This window comes from Brucella anthropi (assembly GCF_046630315.1).
GTDB classification, from domain to species: Bacteria; Pseudomonadota; Alphaproteobacteria; order Rhizobiales; family Rhizobiaceae; genus Brucella; species Brucella anthropi_A.
In genome coordinates this window covers 21,055-40,886 of sequence record NZ_LQBD01000018.1, presented here as the reverse complement: position 1 = coordinate 40,886, position 19,832 = coordinate 21,055, and the positions used below count along the sequence as shown (strand labels likewise).

Genomic DNA, 19,832 nt, shown 5'->3' with positions numbered 1-19,832 from the left:
GTCGTTTTACAGTGCTGCATAACGCGGAGAGGTGGCTGAGTGGTTGAAAGCACCGCACTCGAAATGCGGCATGGGGGCAACTCCATCGGGGGTTCGAATCCCTCCCTCTCCGCCATAATTCCCACTTAAATTTTTGATTTTCCTACACTAATCTTTTGCTTTTGTTTATCGGCCCATCATTTAGCCCATCAAGGCAAACCTGTGCTAGGCGTTTAGCAATCGCGCACGCCTGTGGAGAATTAGCTATTGCCAAATAGAATACGATGAGAGAGATTCGTTTGCATAGCGATTAATTGAGAGAATCGCTGAACATCAACATTCGCGCATGACGTGCTTCAGATCGAAACTTGCTGCTTAAGCGGTGAGTTGGAGTTCGTCATGAATACGATTACGCAGCTTTCGCTCCTCAATACCGATGAGCGCCGCGACGACGGTCAAAATCACGCACAGCCTGCTCCGGTTGAAGGGCACCCATCTCCAGACCGTGTTCCCGATATCGTCCCCCTACCGGACACGCCCTTCACTTATGGGGATATCAAAGGTCGCGCTCCTGTCCCTCAACCCACTCAGCCCGTACGAACAGTAAAATCCAAGGCCCCTGATAAGCAAATTGCCGTGCCTGCCGGATACGATGCGCCGTCTACCGAAGACGAAAAGTACTTATCGGTTCGCGCGGTAGCCCGCCGGTATGGCGTCAGCGTTGCAACTATCTGGCGCTGGTCCAAAGAAGATCAGTCGTTTCCCAAACCTTGTATTTTGCGGCAAGGCACGACGCGCTGGCGTCTGAGCCAGCTACTTGCCTTTGAAAACCGTTCGAAGGAATGCTGACATGCCCAGCCTCCGTTCGATCGCTCGTAACAGCCGACGTCATAACAGCCGAGCAGCAAAATCTCACTGGATTTATGCCACCGATGAGGTGCTGGAGCTGTATGGCATCACGCCCAACACCCTAACAGCCTGGAAGAAGCAGGGGCTTCCGGCAATCCGGGGCGTAACCGACCTTTATCTGGGCCAGGATCTGAATGCCTTTCATACTTGGTACAGGCGTCAGAAGTCACGTCCTCTGACCTTGACGGAAGTTTATTGCGTCCATTGCAAGCAATCGCACCAGCTCCAGATCAATTCATATCGAATTGAACGAAATGAGGCTGATAGTCCCCGCCTGATAATGGAATGCCCAATTACCGGCGGTGATGCGTATAAATTCATTTCGCCGGGTGAAATTGACCTGATTCAGCGGGAAGCCGATCTCAATTCCAGAAATCAGGAAGCCCACTATAACGTTGATCGACTCGGCTCTAAAACTGCGATTTTTCCGAGCGTTGACGCCAAGACTAAAAATTCCGACAATTTTCTCATACGGCGTGATTACCAAATCTACCTGATGGGCGCTGAAGGGTTTTCCCAAAAAACCGTGATCGCCGCCCTTCGCCATATCGCCCAGTTCGATAATTTCACCGCTCATCACAACTATAGTGCAATTACGCGTGACACCGTCATTGCCTTCAAGAGAGCGCTTGAAGCAAAGCGATCTGCCGGAACTTCCGACCAGTGCGCGGCTTCAACCATTGTGCACACACTGCTCGATCTGAAAAAATTCTTCCATTGGCTTGAAACAGTCGCCCCAGCCAAGCCGATGCCTAAGGGGCTATCGATATATTTCGCGCCTTCACGAGAATTAAGTGCCCTCGCGGCTGTCCGTGAGGAAGACCGGACGACTCCATCCCTTGAACAGGTTCGCACGATGATCCTTGCGATGCCGGCTGAAAACTTCGTGCAAAAGCGAGATCAGGCGCTGCTGGCATTCATGCTCATCAGTGGCGTTCGCATTAGCGCGCTTCTGACGCTTCAGCTCCAGCACATCGATCTGGAAAGGCGCAGCATTCGCCAAGATCCTCGTGTCGTAAAAACGAAAAACTCTAAGGCCATGCAAACGGCTTGGTTCCCTGTCGGCGATGACATTGAAGCAATATTCATAAACTGGATTGCAGGACTTCAAACCATTCATAAAAATCACTCGACGCCTCTTTTTCCAAGAGCCACCGATCCCATTCGACGTGAGAGGTCTCCTGATGAAATCCCACCCCTTCTGGATCAGGGTACGGTGCGCAAGATTATCAAGCGCGCATGTGCGACCGTGGAGCTTCCTTATTTTAATCCACATGCCATCCGTAGAACTTTGGCGCTTTTAGGCAACAATCTCTGCAATACAGCGAAACTCAGAAAGGCATGGAGCCAGAACCTCGGCCATGAACATGTGACAACAACCGATCATTACTATGCAAGGCTCAATATCGACGAACAGCTTGCCGCCTTCGACGACATTCGAGCCAATGTTGTACGCCACGATGCCGACGAACTGGTTCGGCTACTTCCTCAGCTTACCGCGAAGCAGATTGCAGCTATCACGCAGGTCGCACGCGGCTATACGGAAGCGGAAGTGCTGGCATGATCTTTTTTCGCTGTAACTTCCTTCTGATGTATGTTCTCAATCATGCTCTGAACCGCGCCGGTGGCACCAAAGATGCCACAGTGACGGCCAAAGAGTTTTTCGGGCGTCAAGTCAACTGTGACGCTACTGTTACCGGCCTCAATCGCCCTATCGGAATGTTGATCTCATCCGCTTTGGTGGCGTTGTTTATCATATTCGCTAATACTTCAGCGCTCGCCAAAAATATTCCGTCGCCAATCTTGGGATAGGTATTAACTCCGCGAGCGAGCCCAGTGTCGCCATTAGCCACGCTAGCCAACAACTGGATACGGCCTATTGGGTTCGGAGACAACGTAGCCCCCAAACGGGGTTCAACCGACAGGCGTTCGCCATCAGGAATCCGAACCTCAGTAATCCGTTCCAAGATCTTTATGCGTTCACAATCAACGAAGACGAAGTCGCCAACCGCGCCACGGGCAAGCGGACGGCGCTCCGGGTGCGTACTTGCCAACGGCAGATTGGCATGAACCTGACTGGCACTATCGAATATGACTGTGCCGATATACTGGTCGGGATCGACAGGGCTGATCGTTGCCATTATCCTGCCCCTTGGTCGCGCAACGCCTTCACACGTTCCACTATAACGTCGATTGACTCAGCTCTAGAACTGCAATCTTTCCAAGCATTGAAGCCAAGATCAAAATTTTAGACAATCTGCTCATACGGCATGATTACCAAATTTACCTGATGGGCGCTGCCCCGCTTTTGAAAACCTGCCGACCGGCCTGAGTACACTAACCCACTGAATGGAAGCGTCATTGGTGCCTCCCAACTACCATCATCACTGATGTCACTTTCCTTTTTATCCTTCTTATATGAAATGTTGACATTTGTCGATCATTTATCGAATATTGTCAAAACGACGGCTTGATCGTCGAAACCGGCGGCAGCGCTGATTGTCGCCAGCGGAGGAAATGCATTGGAATTTCTGCTGGATGTGGAGGGGCTCAGGAAGTCCTTTGGCGGCGTTGCTGCCTTGCGGAACGGACGGCTGCAGTTGCGTGCCGGTTCGGTGCATGCACTTTGCGGCGGCAATGGCGCGGGCAAATCCACGTTTCTGAAAATCCTGATGGGCATCCATGCCCGCGACGACGGACACATCCGGCGGCGCGGAAAAGAAGTGACATATTCCAGTCCTGCCGAAGCCTTGCAGGCGGGGATCGCGATCATTGAACAGGAGCTGAGCCCCGTTCCCCACATGACGGTGGCAGAGAACATTTATCTCGGCAGAGAACCGCTCCGCCGTTTCGGCGGCATCGACTTCAAGACCATGAACCGGAACGCCCAAAGGCTGCTGGACCAGCTGGAGTTCAATATCCGCGCCAATCAATTCATGATGAACCTGTCTGTTGCTCAGATTCAGCTGGTGGAAATCGCCAAGGCGCTCAGTCACGACGCAGAGGTCATCTTTATGGACGAGCCGACCTCGGCTATTGGTGAAAAGGAAGCCCAGCAGCTTTTTGCAGCTATTGAACGTCTGAAAGCGAGCGGTAAAGGCATCGTCTATGTCTCGCATCGCCTGTCGGAAATTTTTCAGATCGCTGATAGCTATACCGTATTTCGCGACGGCAGCTATATCGACAGCGGCAACCTCGATGGCATCACGCGCGCGGAGTTGATCCGCATGATTGTGGGACGGGAACTGGGCGAGGAATATATCAAGACGAATGCGCCGACAGAAATGCCGGGCATTGAAGTCTCAGGCCTCAGCGCGCCCGGCAAGATAACCGACATTTCCTTTACCGCGCACAAGGGCGAGATTTTCGGCATTTACGGGTTGATGGGGTCGGGCCGTTCCGAAATATTCAACTGTCTTTTCGGACTGGACAAGGCCTCCCAAGGCGCAATTCGGCTTGATGGGCAGCCGATCACCATCCGGCGTCCCTCTGATGCCATGGCGCTCGGACTGGCCTTCGTGACGGAAGATCGCAAGCTCACCGGCCTCAATCTCGGCGACAGCGTTCGCAACAATATCTGCCTTGCCAGTCTTCCCGAGATGAGTCCGCATTTTGCTATGAACCGACGCAAGGAATCGTCTGCCAGCAGAGAAATGATAGAGCGCTTCAGGATCAAGGTCGCCTATGACACGATGGCCGTTTCCGGGCTTTCAGGTGGCAACCAGCAGAAGGTCGTACTTGGAAAATGGTTCCTGCGGAAGCCGCGCGTTCTGCTGCTTGATGAACCAACGCGCGGCGTCGATGTCGGCGCAAAGCAGGAAATTTACCGCATCATTTGCGAATTTGCCGCCGAAGGCGGGACCGTCGTCATGGTCTCTTCCGAAATCGATGAGGTTCTCGGCATGTCCGACCGCATCATGGTCATGCGCGGCGGACAATCGGTCGGCATTTATCGCAGGACGGAAACGGACGCGCAGTCGCTGGTGCATCTTTCGACATGAAGACTGACCGGAAAAGCATCGCGTTTCGTTTGGGACCAAGGAGATAGAACGGTCGCCTGTGACAGCAGTTGCGGCCGGTTCTGGAGAGGTAGAACAGTGTCCACCACCAAAAACAATTCATCGCCGAGCTGGTTTAGCTCCGAACGCCACAAACTGGTCATCCAGGAGTACGGCATATTCATCGCCTTCCTGCTTTTGGCCACGATCCTCTCGTTCTCCAACGAATACTTTCTGACAGCAGGCAATATTTCCAACGTCCTGTTGCAGACCTCGATCAACGGCATTCTCGCCATCGGCATGACCTTCGTCATTCTGACGCGCGGCATTGATCTTTCCGTTGGCTCTGTGGTCGCATTGGCGGGCATCGTCAGCGCCAGCTTTGCAACCACATCAGCGACAGCTGGCATCGCTGGCGCCCCATACACGCCATTCATAGCCATTCCCGTCGGCCTGCTCGTGGGCATTGGTTGCGGCGCGCTGGTCGGCACGATTGTCTCGCGCTTTGCGGTTCCAGCCTTCGTGGCGACGCTGGGCATGCTTTCCGCCGCGCGCGGACTGACGCTCATCTATGGCGGCGGCAAGCCGGTGCCCGCTCTTGTTCCGGATTTCCGCTGGATCGGAACCGGCAACATTCTGGGTGTTCCGGTTCCAGTCATCCTGCTCGCAATCGTGTTCCTGGTATCGTGGTGGGTTCTGAACCGCTCGCGGTTCGGGCGCTATATCTATGCTGTCGGCGGCAATCCCCATGCTGCGAATACCTCGGGCATCAATATCTCACGGGTGCGTTTCTCGGTCTATGTCATCTCCGGCGGTCTGGCGGGTCTTGCAGGTATGATCCTGTCTGCCCGCACCGGCTCTGCCCTCCCGCAAGCGGGTATCAGCTACGAACTCGACGCTATCGCAGCCGTCGTCATTGGCGGCACCAGCCTGTCCGGCGGCGTCGGGCGCATCACCGGAACGCTCATCGGCGCGCTCATCATCGGCGTCATGAACAACGGTCTCGATCTGATGGGCATCCAATCCTACTACCAGCAGGTTTTGAAGGGAGCACTCATCGTAGGCGCGGTCATGCTCGATCAGAAACGTAACCAGGGCGCCTAGCCGCCCCCACCCCAATTTTCAGAAATGGCCTACCTATCGGTAGCCAAATCAACACGGAGGAGATTGCAATGAAAAAACTATTGATCGCGCTCGCTGCGGCGTCCGCACTGATCGCTACCCCGTCGCTCGCCCAGGACAAGAAACTGAAGATCGGGGCGGCACCTTACGGATTGAACGCCGAGTTCATGCAGGTCTGGTCCGAAGCCCTGAAGAAGCACCCGGCAGTCAAGAATGGCGAGATTGAACTGACCGTCTTCGACGGACGTTATGACGCGCTGGTTCAGCAGGAACAGTTCAACACGATGATCACGCAGAAATTCGATGCGATCATCTTCGTTCCCATCGACATCGAGGCAGGGGCGACTGCGGTTCAGGCCGCCAGCGATGCCGGCATCCCGGTTGTGGGCTCGAACACCCGCGTCAATTCCGATCTGCTCGCGGCCTATGTCGGCTCCGACGATACGGTTTCAGGCTATATGGAAGCCAAGGCAGTGCTCGACAAGATCGGTTGTAAGGGCAATGTCGTCATCCTCGAAGGTCCCATCGGTCAGTCCGCGCAGATCTCCCGCCTGGAAGGCAACAAGAAGGCCCTGGCCGAATGCCCGGACGTGAAGGTTCTCGAAGACCAGACCGCGAACTGGTCTCGCGCGGAAGCCCAGACCCTGATGGAAAACTGGCTGACGGCGCATCCCGGCCAGATCAATGGCGTGATCGGCCAGAACGACGAGATGGCGCTTGGTGCGATCGAAGCGATCAAGGCGGCCAACCTCAAGGTTGGTGATTTTGCAATTGCCGGTATCGATGGCATTACCGATGCGCTTCATGCCGTCAAGGAAGGGACGATGACCTCCATTCTGCAAGATGCCAATGCGCAGGCGCAGGGCGCCCTCGATCTTGCGATCTTCCACGCCAGGAAAGGCGACTACAAGCCACAGTCCGATATCTGGGCCCAATATCCGGATATGCCGTTCAATGATGGCAAGGACAAGAACTACAATGTTCCCTGGACGCCCGTGACCGCTCAGAATGTCGACAAGCTCCTGGAAAGCCGCAAATAAAGTCGCCCTGGCGGCCCGCCACCTTTGATGAAGATCATCATGGTGTGTCGGGCCGCCGGGTTCACAATCCAGACACCCGAGGCAAAAATGTCCGAACAAGCTCCCCAAATTGACCTGAACTTCCCGCTCTCCGGAAAAGTCGCCATCGTGACTGGAGGCGCTTCCGGCATCGGTGCCGCAATTTCCAAGGCTTTCATCGCCAAAGGCGCCAAAGTCGCCGTGCTCGACATCAGCGCCGACATTGCCAAAGCCAAGGCCGAGGAACTCGGCGAAAATGCCAAACCGTTCGTTTGCGATGTGTCCAGCCAGCAGTCGGTCAATGACGCAATCGCGGCGGTCCAAGATCAGTTCGGTACGATCGATATCGCAGTCAACAGCGCCGGTGTCGTCTATCTGGCGCCTGCGGAAGAAATTTCGGTCAATGACTGGGACAAGACAATCGCCATCAACCTCACGGGAAGCTTTCTGGTCACACAGGCCGTGGGCCGTGCCATGATCGCGGCGGGCAAGGGCGGCAAGATCATCAATCTCGCCTCGCAGGCCGGAACCGTGGCTATTGAAGAACACGTCGCCTATTGCGCGTCCAAGTTCGGCGTCATTGGCATGTCGAAGACGTTCGCAGCCGAATGGGGCAAGCATGGCATTTGCGTCAACACGCTTTCCCCGACCATCGTGCTCACGGAACTCGGCAAGAAGGCCTGGGCCGGCGAAAAGGGCGAAGCCGCAAAGAAGCGCATTCCGGCCGGGCGTTTCGCCTATCCGGAAGAGATCGCCGCTGCGGCCGTGTTCCTCGCATCTGCGGGAGCCGACATGATTACAGGCGCCGATCTTCTGATCGATGGCGGCTATACCATTCTTTGAGCCCAGCGCTCATTCATCTTACAGGAGATATCATGCAGCGCTTCATCAACAATCCGGACGAAGTCGTCGAGGATACCGTGAAGGGCTTTGTCAAAGCTCATTCCGACATCGTCCGGGTTGCGGAAAACCCGCGCGTCATCGTGGCGAAAAACGCCCCCGTTGCCGGCAAGGTGGGTGTTGTTACAGGCGGCGGGTCCGGCCATGAACCGGCCTTCATCGGCTATACCGGCAAGAACATGCTCGACGCGGTGGCCGTCGGTGAACTGTTTTCCTCGCCAACCGCCAAGAGTTTTCATGACGCCATACGCGAAGCAAATGGCGGCAAGGGCGTGGTTGTCCTCTATGGCAACTATGCCGGTGACAACATGAATGTGAAGATCGCGACCAAGCTGGCAGCCAAGGACGGGATCGACGTTGTGACAGTTGTTGCAAATGACGATGTCTGTTCAGCTCCTGCCGATGAACGCGAGAAGCGGCGCGGTGTTGCCGGCGAGATATTCATGTGGAAGGTTGGCGGCGCAAAAGCGGCGACCGGAGCCACGCTTCAGGACGTTCGCGCAACGGCGCAGAAGGCCATCGACAATTGCCGTTCGATCGGCGTTGGGCTGGGACCTTGCACGCTGCCTGCGGTGGGCCATCCGAATTTCGAAATCGCGCCAGGAACGATGGAAGTCGGTATCGGCCATCACGGCGAGCCGGGCGTGCGGGTGGAGCCGCTCAAGACAGCGTCCGAGGTGGCAAAGGATATGTGCCAGATCGTGCTCGACGATCATGGGCTGGCGGAAGGGACCGAAGTCGCCGTCCTTGTTTCGGGGCTTGGCGCAACGCCGCTCAACGAGCTCTATATCCTCAACGATACGATCGAATCCGAAATTCGGGCACGCGGATTGACGATCCATCGCACTTATATCGGCAATTACTTCACGTCACTCGAAATGGTCGGGGCAACGCTGACGGTCATGGCGCTGGACAGCGAGTTGAAGGAATTGCTCGACGTCGAAGTGCGGTGCACCACCATTCTGTAAAGGACCAGACCTGTGCAAACACTCAATAATGCAAAAGCCGGGGACATTGTGCTCGCAATGGCCGACCGGATTGTCGAGAACCGCGCCTATCTCAGCGAAATCGACGGGAAAATCGGCGACGGCGATCACGGCGTCAACATGGCCAAGGGGTTCAACATGGCCGCCGAGCGCCTGAAGGGAAAGAACGAGACTCTGGCAGCTTCGCTCGATACGCTTGGCACCGTGCTCATGACCGAGATCGGCGGCTCGATGGGACCGCTTTATGGCGTGATGTTCACCGAATTCGCCGAGAAAATTGACGGGATAGACAATATCGATGCGGCTGCGTTCAGCCGCATGCTTCACGCAGGACTGGAAGGCATTCAGTCCATTGGCTCTGCCAAAGTCGGTGACAAAACCCTGCTGGACACGCTCGTTCCCGCTGTCGATGCCTTCGACGAAGCCACAGCTGCCGGAAAGACCTTTGCCGAGGCACTCGAAGCGCTGGTTGCAGCCGCTGAGAAAGGCCGCGATTCCACGATTGATCTGGTGGCAAAGATCGGCCGTGCCAGCCGTCTTGGCGAAAGATCGCTGGGTGTTCTGGATGCCGGAGCGACATCATGCGCCATTATTCTCAAGGAACTTTCCGACGGCGCGCGGGCACGATTGCAGTAACCGGCATCGCCATTCAGGCAGGCCCGGTGCGCCGTCACCAAGCCGGGCCGATCGTTCTTCGACAGACCGCGAACAAAAATATTGTATTGCAAGGCAACCCGGCAGATAGAAGGAAGAAACACGGGGATCAGTGCAGACAAGATGACGTCAAACGGAAAAACAACCGCAAGCAAAATCAGGCAGGTGGAACCAGCTAACGGCATTCCGCTGCGCTATGGTGACGATCCTTATGTCTGGGCGTGCTGGCTTTATTACGAAGACGGACGCACGCAGGGCGAAATCGCCGAAATCATGGGAATTTCGCGGGCGACCGTGAACAGCTATCTGGCAGATGCCCGCAGCCGCGGCATCGTCAATATCTCGATCGAACCCGCACGCCTCGGTTCTCTCGCGATCGCCCAGGAACTCAAACGGCATTTCGGGTTGAGCGACTGTCTGGTCGTACCCAATGACGACGGCGCGCAGACGCTGATCGACCGGCTCGGAACGGCGGCGGCACAAGCAATCGCCAAGCTTTTGAAATCGGGAGATACGCTCGCCGTTGCCTGGGGACGAACAGTCCTCGCCATCGCCGAAAATACCCGGATATCCAATTTGCAGGACGTGACCGTGGTACAGGCAACCGGCGGGACGCGCGCCAGTTTCGCTTACACGCCCGAACTGTGTGCGGCGGCCATGGCGCGGGCGACGAATGCGCACCTCGTCAACATCACGGCACCGGCCATCGTATCCAGCCCGGATGTGAAGACAGCGATTATCGGGGAACCGATTATCGTGGAGCAGTTTCAGGCGCTGAATAACGCCAACAAGGCGCTGTTTGGTATTTCTTCGTTAAGACCGAATTCGACAATCCATACCAGCGGCTTTTTTGAGAATGTCTCGATACAGGATTATCTGGCCAAGAATGCCGTCGGTGTCGTAGCCGGGCGTTTCCTCGATTCTTATGGACAGTCCGTGTCCGGTCCGCTTGACGACAGGACAATCGGCATCACGCTCGACAGGCTGCGGAACATCGACATGCGCATCGCCGTTGCGGGCGGCTTCGACAAGGTACCGGCAATCCTCGCCGCCTTGCGCGGCGGTTATATCAATGTCCTGATTACCGATGCCGCGACAGGACGCGGTATTCTCAACGCGGACGGTGTGACGGAAATCGACAGCAAGCTTTCCCAGAAACTGCGTGCGGAACCGGCAGCCAATGCCCCCAGCCATTATCGCACGCATATCAAGAAATTTCTGAACAGCCCAGACGATGTCGTCGAGGAAATGCTGGATGGTGCCGCCAAAGCGCACCGATCCTATCTTGCTCCGATCAACGGATCGAAACGCGCGCTCGTTGCACGCAATGGCCCCCGCGCGGGGAAAGTGGGATTGGTGATCGGTGGCGGGTCGGGGCATGAACCCTGTTTTCTGGGCTATATCGGCAAGGGACTTGCCGATGCCGTGGCCATCGGCAATGTCTTTTCCTCGCCTCCTCCTGCTCCCATACTTGAATGCGCCAAGGCCGCTTCCGGCGGAGAAGGCGTTCTCTTTGTTTACGGAAATTATGTCGGGGACGTCATGAATTTCGAGATGGCGGCTGAAATGGCACAGGAAGCCGACATTCCCACTCGTACCGTCCTGACGACGGACGACATATCTTCTTCCCCCATAGAGGATCGCGACGGCCGCCGCGGGGTCGCTGGCAACTTCTTCATTTTCAAGGCGGCTGGCGCAGCCTGCGATCGCGGCATGTCGCTTGAGGCATGCGAAGCGGTGACACGCAAGGCCAATCGGCGCACCTTTACGATGGGCGTTGCGCTGGAACCCTGTTCGCTGCCCCAGACCCGGCGCCACAATTTCGAAATCGGGGCTGAAGAAATGGAAATCGGCATGGGTATCCACGGCGAACGCGGTGTCATCCGGGAAAAAATGATGCCTGCGGACGCGATCGTCGATCACATCATGGACCGGATTTTCAGTGAGATGAACGCATCGCCCGGTGACCGGGTGGCGGTACTCGTAAATTCATTCGGTTCAACGCCCCTGATGGAACTCTACATCCTGTTCAGGCGCGTCGAGCAACGCCTGAGCGCCAAGCAAATAACAATCGAGGCTAACTGGATCGGCCATTACTGTACATCGCTGGACATGAACGGAGCATCCATATCCGTCATGCACCTCGATCAGGAATTGTCCGACCTCTTGTCGCACCCTTGCGATACGGCTTTTCTTCGGGTCAACTGATTAATGCCGCCTCGGGCGGTCTCATGAATTCCAGATTATCTGGGAGGTAAAAATGCAGGAAACTGCACCGCGTCGTCTAAGCCGAATGTTTCAGCTCATTGCCTTTTCGATGAAGGAGGAAAAAGAACGACTTTCCGATCTCGACGGCGCAATCGGTGACGCGGATCATGGCATCACCATGGTGTTGGGCTTTTCGGCTGTGAACAGCGCGCTTGCCAAAGTCGATCTGGAGCAGATACTGCCTTCAGAGATTTTCGCTATAGCTGCAGCCGCTTTCCTTGACGCCGTGGGTGCGTCGACCGGACCTCTTTACGCAACAGCGTTCCGTCACGCTTCCAAGGCATTGAAAGCTCGTGAATCACTTGATGTCGAAGGGCAAGCCGTCCTCGTCGAGGCGATGACCAGAGGCATTCAGGATCGTGGAAAGGGACAACGCGGCGACAAGACCATGCTGGATGCCTGGATACCGGCGATGGAGGTGGCGATCGATGCGCGGACGCATGCCCTGAGCAGTCCGGAGATGTGGAACGCAATCATTGAAGCCGCTGAAACGGGGGCGGATTCAACGCGGTCCATGATCGCGACGCGGGGGCGCGCCACGCGCTTGGGAGAACGTTCGCTTGGGCATGTCGATCCCGGCGCTGCTTCCGCAATCATCATTTTGCGTGCCATGCGTGATAGTTTCACGGATTCCGACTAACACCCTATCCGGGCATAACCAAGAGGGATATGCCCACCCTGCTGTTCTAGAGCGGTTCCGGTTAAAGCGGAATCGCTGGAACCGCTCTAACTATTTGTTTCGTCGCATTATCCTACGCAAAACCACTCCGATGGGGTAAAGACATGCATGAAAACAAAAACTTAAAGCGTGTCGTATGATTAGGATAAAATGCGACATGCTTTGGATGCTTTTTCCTTTGGGCATGATCGCCGTAGCGAAAGCGCTCGACGGTGACTTCCCCGATGGTTCGGCTCTTCCATTTGGCGACCGTTTTCTGATTGGTCCCATAGCGCTTCCCTCCATTCCAATAAAAATAAGGCACCATCAAATGTCGGGATCAAATATCTGAACGTTGACTTTTGTCAGCATAGATGACTAATGTCAGTCCAGCTACTGAAAGGACATCCATGCCCGTCCGACCGAATGACCAGATCATCCACAAGGCCGCTTGGCTCTATTATACCCACGGCCTGCGCCAGGACGAAGTAGCCCAGCGACTCGAAATTTCCCGTGCCTCGATTGCGATGTATCTGCGCAAGGCCCGCGAGATGGGCATCGTCACAATCTCGACCTCTTCGGAACTGTTTTCAGACGATGTGCTGGCACGCGAACTGGAAGATGCAACGGGCCTGACGACTGCCTGGCTGGTGCCGGAAGACCGCCAGGCAATGGACCCGGCTGCCGAAATGCCGGTCGTCGCCGCTTCTGTTTTCCTTGAACTCCTCAACAAGGGCGACCGGGTTGGCGTCGCCTGGGGCCGCACCGTATATCATATTGCCGATGTAATGCCCTTTGCAGATTTGAGCGGCGTTACCGTTGTGCAGCTTTGCGGCAATCTCGGTGCACCTTATTCCTACCGGCCGGACCAGTGCACGACGGAAATCGCCCGCCGCCTCAATGCGGAAGGCATCAACTTCTATGCGCCGCTCGTGCTTTCGTCCGAGCGTCTTGCCGACGAACTGCGCGGCGAGCCCGTTATCAAGGAACAGCTCGCCACGATCCCGGACTGTAATCTGGCGCTCTATTCCGTTGGCGGTATCGAGGATGACAGCCATCTCGTCAAATGCGGCGCGCTTTCAGCCGCCGACATGCATGCCATGGGCCAAAAGGGCGCTGCCGGGGTCATTGCCGGACAGCTCATTGACCGTGATGGCCAGTGGCTGGATTGCAATCACAACAGGCGCTGCATTTCCGCCGATCTCGATTCCATTCGCTCCATCAAGAAACGCATGCTCGTCGTGCAGGAAGACAACAAGTTCGAGCCGCTGGTGGCGGCTTTGAAGGGCGGCTTTGCTTCGCATCTCGTCATTACGGCCTCCATGGCGCGCCGGATTGTGGATCGGTGGAGCAAGGATGGGCTTGGCAAGGGTGGTTCAAGCAAGGCTTGAATCAGGAAAGTGGGGTCCGCCGCTGCCGGCCGGGCCGGTTTATCGGGAGGCTGAATACCATGGAAAATCTCTGGCGCGATGACGAAGCGGAAAAGGTCGTTGCCGAATACGCCGCGAAAGGCGTCAACCGTGATCTGGCGCTGCGCACCTATACAACGCGGCTTCTTGGCGGCGAACCGCGGCTGGTGCTGCATGGCGGCGGCAACACGTCAGTAAAAACCGAGGTGACGGACCTCGTCGGCGACACCCATGCGGTGCTCTGCGTCAAAGGCAGCGGTTGGGATATGGGCACTATCGAACCTGCGGGGCTGCCCGCAGTGAAAATCGACGCGCTCCTCAAAAGTCGCAAGCTCGACAAGCTTTCGGACGAAGACATGGTGACGCTGCTGCGCGCCAATCTCATCGATCCCGCCGCTCCCAACCCCTCGGTAGAGGCTCTACTGCACGCCTTCCTCCCGCACAAATTCATTGACCACACGCATTCGACGGCTATTCTCGCCGTTGCAGATCAGGCAGAGAGCCGTAAGATGAGTACGGAACTCTTCGGCAGGAAAATGGGCTTTGTGCCCTATATCATGCCCGGTTTCGCTCTCGCCAGGGCCGCCGCCGAAGTGTTTGAACAGGACCCGACAGTTGAAGGGCTGATCCTCGACAAACACGGGATTTTCACCTTCGGCGATACCGCGAAAGAAGCCTATGACCGGATGATCCACTATGTCACGGTTGCAGAGGATCACGTCAGAAACAACGGTCGTAACCCGTTCACGCCTGCGGCCTTGCCCGCTTCGCTGGCAAGGCCCGGCGATATTGCTTCCATGTTGCGAGGCGCCGTTGCCGTCGACAAGGGAGAAGGCCGCTATGACCGGATGGTCAGCGTATTTCGCACGTCTCCTGCTATTCTCGATTTCGTCAATGCTCGCGAGGTCGCGGACATGGCGGCGCGCGGTGTCTCGACACCCGATCTTTCGATCCGCATAAAGACCGGCCCGATGGTGTTGCCCGCGCCGGCTACGGATGATCTGGCGGGCTATCGCACGGTGATCGACCAGCACGTTGCAGCCTTTGTCGCCGATTACACCGAATATTTCGCCAGCAATGATGCCCGTGACGACGTAAAGCGCACCATGCTCGATCCCATGCCGCGCCTGACGCTGGTGCCCGGCCTTGGCATGTTTGGCCATGGACGAACCTTCAAGGATGCGACCATCGCCGCCGATGTCGGCGAGATGTGGATCGAAGCCGTGCGCGATGCCGAGTCCATTGGGCGCTTTGAGCCGGTCAGCCGCCCCGATCTCTTCGATCTTGAATACTGGTCGCTGGAGCAGGCGAAGCTTGCAGGTGCCAAGCCGAAGCCCTTCACCGGGCACGTCGCTGTCGTCACCGGCGGCGCGGGTGCCATCGGGGCTGCGGTCGTCAGGGCCTTTGCTGCCGAAGGGGCCCATGTCATTGCGCTCGATCTCGACGGCGAGAAGGCTGCAGCCATTGCCAAGGCCGCAGGAAACAACTCCATCGGCATTGCCTGCGATATCACTGATCCCGCCTCCGTACGCGCCGCCTTCGACCAGGCAGTCGCAACATTTGGTGGCGTCGATATTGTGGTATCGAATGCCGGCGCGGCCTGGGAAAGCCCTATCGCCACGATGGACGACGCCCTGCTGCGCAAGAGTTTCGAGCTCAATTTCTTCGCGCATCAGACCGTCGCGCAAAATGCCGTGCGCATTATGAAGGCGCAGAAAACCGGCGGTGTGCTGCTGTTCAATGCGTCCAAGCAGGCGGTCAATCCGGGAGCGAGTTTCGGTGCCTACGGCCTGCCCAAGGCGGCAACGCTCTTTCTGTCGCGCCAGTATGCGCTGGAACACGGTGCCGACAATATCCGCGTCAATGCGGTCAATGCGGATCGTATACGTTCCGGCCTGCTGAACGACGAGATGATTGCCAATCGGGCTGCGGCTCGCGGCCTCTCCGTGAAAGACTATATGGGCGGCAATTTGCTCGGCCTTGAAGTGACAGCTGAAGACGTCGCGCGAGCCTTTGTGCATCATGCGCTTGCAGAACGCACGACAGCGGACGTAACCACCGTCGATGGTGGCAATATCGCAGCAGCAATGCGCTGATCTTCCGGGCTGGGGACGACAACGTCCCCAGCCTTCCAGAGCTGCGGAAAGGGGCGGCCCGATGGACCGCCCCTTCTTCATTCGACCATGCCTGAATTCAGGGCTTCGGCATCCATGCGGGCATGGCGACATCGGCATGGGCGAACTGCGGCAGCTTCGTGCCAAGCTCTTCCATGTTCTTGATGTCCTGATCGTTGAGGTCTTTCTGCGTAATCAGGGTCGGCGGCACGATGACCTGCTTGCCCGGATCTTCACCGGCCAGCAGCATAGCGAGCGAGCGCACGGAAACCTGGCCGACCACAGCCGGATTGGTCGCTGCGGTCGCAACCCATGCAGAACCGGATTCACGCATGGCGGCGATGTCGGAGGTCGAGATATCGGCCGAGTAAATTTTCACGTCGGAGGACATGCCGGCTTCGTCGACCGCAATCTTCACGCCTTTGGCGAATTCATCATAGGGCGCAAACATCACAGTGATGTCGGGGTTGGCGGAGATCACCGAGCGCGCCTGATTGGCGACCGAATTGGCGATGGGATTATCCATCGTACCAAACTGGGCCGCTTCCTTGATACCGGGATATTTCGCCTTGAACTCTTTCCATTTCTCGTCGCGGCGGTCGAGCGGCGCGATGCCGGCGACATAGACATAGCCCGCCTTGAAGCTCTCGCCATTATCCTTGATCGCCTGCTCGAGTGCCAGGCGAGCGAGATCATGATCGGACTGCTCGACTTGCGGAATCTTCTCATTCTCGACATTTACGTCGAAAGCGACCACCTTGATGCCCGCATCGACCGCGCGCTTTGCGGCTTCCTTCATGGATTCCGTCAGGCCGTGCTGGATGATGATGCCCTGGACACCAAGTGCAATGGCCTGATCGACCATATCGGCTTGCAGGGCCGCATCCTGGCGGCTGTCGAACACCTGAAGCTGAACGCCCAGCGCCTTGGCCTGTGCTTCAACGCCTGCAAGGTAGGACTGGAAGAAGTCGCCGGTCGACAGATAGCGCACGAGCGCGATCTTAACGTCACCGGGCTTGTCGAAGGGTTTCGGCATATCAGCCGCAAGGGATGGCGCGGCAAATGCTGCCGCAGCCATCAGCCCGAGCGTCAGCTTGCCCAGGGTTCTACGCGTGAAATTCATGTCAGTCTCCTCCACTGATCAATATTGGTAGCCCGCTGAAGGTTCCCGCCTCAGCGTTTGCCTCTTTTCGAGAGCGCAAAGGTGAAGATCAAGGCGATGACGAGTACCGCTCCCTTGACGAAATCCTGAGTGTAGTAAGGCGCATTCATCATCGTCAGGCCCTGCAAGAGAATGCCGACGAACAGAGCGCCAACGGCTGTGCCGAACGCATTCGGCTTGGCGGCGCCGAGCACTGCGAAACCAATGAGGGCAGCGGCAACGGCATCGAGAAGCAGATTGTTGCCCGAGGCTATATCACCGCGCCCGAGGCGGGCGGCAAGCAGGATGCCGCCGATAGAGGCGAAGACGCCCGAAATGATATAGGCCGAGATCTTGTAGGCATTGACCGGCGCGCCTGCGAGGCTTGCCGCACGCTCGTTGGAGCCGACAGCATACATCATGCGGCCGAAGCGGGTATATTCCAGGAAAAACCAGATAAGGATGGCCAGCAAGATCAGCACCACCACCGAAACCGGCACCAGATTGGGCAGGATGAAATCAAAGCGGTGGCGACCGAGCGCCAGAAAGGCGGGGCTGAAAGTGCCGGTTGCAGTGGTGCCATCGGGAAGCGTCATACCTGTTGCGATGGAGCGCCCCTCGGTCGGGATGCGTTGCAGGCCGAGCAGCAGGAACATCATTCCAAGCGTCGCCAGAAGATCGGGAACACGCATATAGACGATGATGATCCCGTTGATCAGGCCGACAATCACGCCGACAGCCAGACAGACGAGCGTTGCCGTCAGAGCATCACCGCCCATGACCACCATCACATAGGACGAGGCCATCATCGCCGTGGTGGCAACGGAGCCGATGGAAAGATCGAAACCGCCCACAACGAGCGTCGCCGTGACGCCCAGTGCCAGAATACCCGTGATGGACACGGATTGCAGGATGAAGACAGCGCTCTGCGGTGAAGCGAAGCCGCCGGTCACGGCCGAGAAATAGAGCACCATGCCCGCAAGCAGCGCGAGGAAGCCATATTTGATTGCGGCTTCCCGGATATTGAGGGCCGCAAGCGGAACTGCGCCGGTGGCGGTGGATTTGCTCTCTTCACTTATCATCATGCACTGACCTGTTGATGGGATTGTCCGGCAATCTCGCAGAGCAGCCGCTCGACATCGATGTCGACATTGCGGTGCTCACCCACGATGGTGTGTTCCGACATTACGAGGATGCGGTCGGCAACTTCGAAGGCTTCATCGAGTTCCGTCAGGAAAAGAATTGTGGTGCGCCCTGCTGCAGAAGCACGCAGCTTCCCGCCTATGTCGCGACGCGCAGCAATATCGACGCCCTGGAAGGGCTCGTCCAGGATGAGCAGCCGCGACGGCTCCGAAAGCCAGCGGCCGACCATAACCTTCTGCTGGTTTCCGCCCGACAAGGTCTGCATTTCATCACGCTCGCTGCGGCAAACGACACCGAGCGACGAAATCTGCTGGCGGGCGGCGGCTTTCTCTGCCCGGCGATTGGCAATACCGAAAGTCGAAAGCCGGCGCAGGAACGGCAGGCTGATATTCTCATAGATATTGAAGTCCGGCACGATGCCGCTAATCGAACGATCCTTGGCGACAAGGAAAACGCCTCTGGCGATCGCCTGCCCCGTCGTCTTTGGTGCATAATTCACACCGTCCAGGGTCATTTTGCCCGATTTCGGGGTCCGCGCGCCAAACAGCGTTTCGGCAAGCGCCGTCTTGCCGACACCGACCAGGCCCGTGACGGCAACGATCTCGCCATCGCCGAGATCAAAATCGAAGGGCCGCGCCTGCTCGGAAAGCTTGAGACCCCGCACGCTGAAGACCGGGCGACCGGCATTGCGCACGGTGACGGCACCCGCAGACACCTTGCGTCCCAGCATGGCGTTGACCGCACCCTCGTAATCAAGTTCCGGTCCCTCGAAACGCCCGGTAATGCGGCCATCGCGCAGTGACACGATGCTGTCGGCAAGGCGGCGGATATCCGACATGCGGTGCGAGATGTAGAGAATGGCGACGCCTCGCGCCCGCAACCGATCAACGAGGTCGAACAGACGATCCGCCTCGGCACTGGAAAGCGACGATGTCGGTTCGTCGAGGATCAGCACTTTCGGCTCATGCGCCATGGCGCGCGCAATCGCCACCATCTGGCGGTCCGCAAGCGTCAGGTCATTGATGCTGGCCGAAAGGTCGATGGCAAGGCCCATGCGCGAGGCGACCGCTGCCGCTTCGCGATGCACCCGGTGCGGATTGAAAAACAGCCGCGCTCCGTGCCCGTTCAACCGGTCGAGCGTGAGATTGGTCGCAACATTGAGATCGGCGACGACACCGTCATTGATATTCTGGTGCACCGTGACCACGCCAGCCCGGATCGCTTCCGCGGGGGTTGCCGGGTCAAAGGCTGCATCCGCCAGCGTCATGGTGCCGGCGCCGCGCGTATAGACGCCGGAGAGGATGCGCACGAGCGTCGATTTTCCGGCGCCATTGGCCCCCATCAATACCGTTACTGCGCCTGCTTTGAGGTCGAGATCCACACCTTGCAGCACCGTCACCGGCCCAAAGGATTTGCGCACGCCCTCAATGCGAAACACTGGCTGTTCGCTCATGAATTCCTCCCATTGAAGCCACGTTAAGATAGGCTGCCAT

16 protein-coding genes and 1 tRNA gene are annotated in these 19,832 nt (G+C 57.3%); 13 read left to right on the top strand and 4 right to left on the bottom strand.

Translation table 11 applies throughout. From position 1 onward, the window contains the following. Positions 1-25 precede the first annotated feature (25 nt). The 3 genes from AVM02_RS11490 (at position 26) to AVM02_RS11480 (ending at position 2,452) form a co-directional block, all read left to right on the top strand. Positions 26-115, top strand: a tRNA-Ser gene (locus tag AVM02_RS11490). 263 nt (positions 116-378) lie between these two features. After that, positions 379-828 (top strand): helix-turn-helix transcriptional regulator, encoded by a 450-nt coding sequence (locus AVM02_RS11485; RefSeq protein WP_208623499.1) that lies wholly within the window; start codon positions 379-381, stop codon positions 826-828. A gap of 1 nt (position 829) precedes the next feature. Continuing rightward, on the top strand, positions 830-2,452 hold the full coding sequence (locus AVM02_RS11480; RefSeq protein WP_411507097.1) for a tyrosine-type recombinase/integrase: 1,623 nt from the start codon (positions 830-832) through the stop codon (positions 2,450-2,452). A 106-nt stretch (positions 2,453-2,558) separates the two neighbouring features. On the opposite strand, the gene AVM02_RS11475 is transcribed toward AVM02_RS11480, so the two are convergent. After that, positions 2,559-3,029 (bottom strand): hypothetical protein, encoded by a 471-nt coding sequence (locus tag AVM02_RS11475; RefSeq protein ID WP_411507096.1) that lies wholly within the window; start codon positions 3,027-3,029, stop codon positions 2,559-2,561. 381 nt (positions 3,030-3,410) lie between these two features. On the opposite strand from AVM02_RS11475, the gene AVM02_RS11470 reads away from it, so the two are divergent. The 10 genes from AVM02_RS11470 (at position 3,411) to AVM02_RS11425 (ending at position 16,037) form a co-directional block, all read left to right on the top strand. Then, positions 3,411-4,889, top strand: coding sequence for a sugar ABC transporter ATP-binding protein (locus AVM02_RS11470; protein WP_411507095.1), 1,479 nt, complete (start codon positions 3,411-3,413; stop codon positions 4,887-4,889). A 96-nt stretch (positions 4,890-4,985) separates the two neighbouring features. Continuing rightward, complete coding sequence (locus tag AVM02_RS11465) at positions 4,986-5,990, top strand: ABC transporter permease (RefSeq protein ID WP_411507094.1); 1,005 nt, start codon at positions 4,986-4,988, stop codon at positions 5,988-5,990. 68 nt (positions 5,991-6,058) lie between these two features. Continuing rightward, a complete protein-coding gene (locus AVM02_RS11460; protein WP_411507093.1) occupies positions 6,059-7,048 on the top strand; it encodes a substrate-binding domain-containing protein in 990 nt (329 codons plus the stop codon). Positions 7,049-7,135: 87 nt separating this feature from the next. Further along, positions 7,136-7,909, top strand: coding sequence for an SDR family oxidoreductase (locus AVM02_RS11455; RefSeq protein ID WP_411507092.1), 774 nt, complete (start codon positions 7,136-7,138; stop codon positions 7,907-7,909). Between the two features lie 32 nt (positions 7,910-7,941). Then, on the top strand, positions 7,942-8,934 hold the full coding sequence (locus tag AVM02_RS11450; RefSeq protein ID WP_411507091.1) for a dihydroxyacetone kinase subunit DhaK: 993 nt from the start codon (positions 7,942-7,944) through the stop codon (positions 8,932-8,934). A gap of 12 nt (positions 8,935-8,946) precedes the next feature. Continuing rightward, the gene (gene dhaL / locus AVM02_RS11445) at positions 8,947-9,588 is read left to right on the top strand and encodes a dihydroxyacetone kinase subunit DhaL (protein ID WP_411507090.1); all 642 of its coding nucleotides are present in this window, start codon (positions 8,947-8,949) and stop codon (positions 9,586-9,588) included. 141 nt (positions 9,589-9,729) lie between these two features. Continuing rightward, positions 9,730-11,814 carry a bifunctional sugar-binding transcriptional regulator/dihydroxyacetone kinase subunit DhaK gene (locus AVM02_RS11440; RefSeq protein ID WP_411507089.1) on the top strand — a complete coding sequence of 695 codons (2,085 nt, stop codon included), beginning with the start codon at positions 9,730-9,732 and terminating at the stop codon, positions 11,812-11,814. A gap of 52 nt (positions 11,815-11,866) precedes the next feature. Further along, positions 11,867-12,514, top strand: a complete 648-nt coding sequence (dhaL, locus tag AVM02_RS11435) for a dihydroxyacetone kinase subunit DhaL (RefSeq protein WP_411507088.1) — start codon at positions 11,867-11,869, stop codon at positions 12,512-12,514. Positions 12,515-12,942: 428 nt separating this feature from the next. Then, complete coding sequence (locus tag AVM02_RS11430) at positions 12,943-13,923, top strand: sugar-binding transcriptional regulator (protein ID WP_411507087.1); 981 nt, start codon at positions 12,943-12,945, stop codon at positions 13,921-13,923. A 59-nt stretch (positions 13,924-13,982) separates the two neighbouring features. Beyond that, positions 13,983-16,037 (top strand): bifunctional aldolase/short-chain dehydrogenase, encoded by a 2,055-nt coding sequence (locus AVM02_RS11425; protein WP_411507086.1) that lies wholly within the window; start codon positions 13,983-13,985, stop codon positions 16,035-16,037. Positions 16,038-16,134: 97 nt separating this feature from the next. Here AVM02_RS11425 and AVM02_RS11420 read toward each other — a convergent pair whose 3' ends face one another. The 3 genes from AVM02_RS11420 to AVM02_RS11410 are packed head-to-tail and all read right to left on the bottom strand — an operon-like array spanning position 16,135 to position 19,792. Then, the gene (locus AVM02_RS11420) at positions 16,135-17,178 is read right to left on the bottom strand and encodes a substrate-binding domain-containing protein (RefSeq protein WP_411507085.1); all 1,044 of its coding nucleotides are present in this window, start codon (positions 17,176-17,178) and stop codon (positions 16,135-16,137) included. A gap of 50 nt (positions 17,179-17,228) precedes the next feature. Further along, complete coding sequence (locus tag AVM02_RS11415; protein WP_411507127.1) at positions 17,229-18,278, bottom strand: ABC transporter permease; 1,050 nt, start codon at positions 18,276-18,278, stop codon at positions 17,229-17,231. Then, complete coding sequence (locus AVM02_RS11410; protein WP_411507084.1) at positions 18,278-19,792, bottom strand: sugar ABC transporter ATP-binding protein; 1,515 nt, start codon at positions 19,790-19,792, stop codon at positions 18,278-18,280. The genes AVM02_RS11415 and AVM02_RS11410 overlap by 1 nt, the downstream gene beginning before the upstream one ends. Between the last annotated feature and the right edge of the window lie 40 nt (positions 19,793-19,832).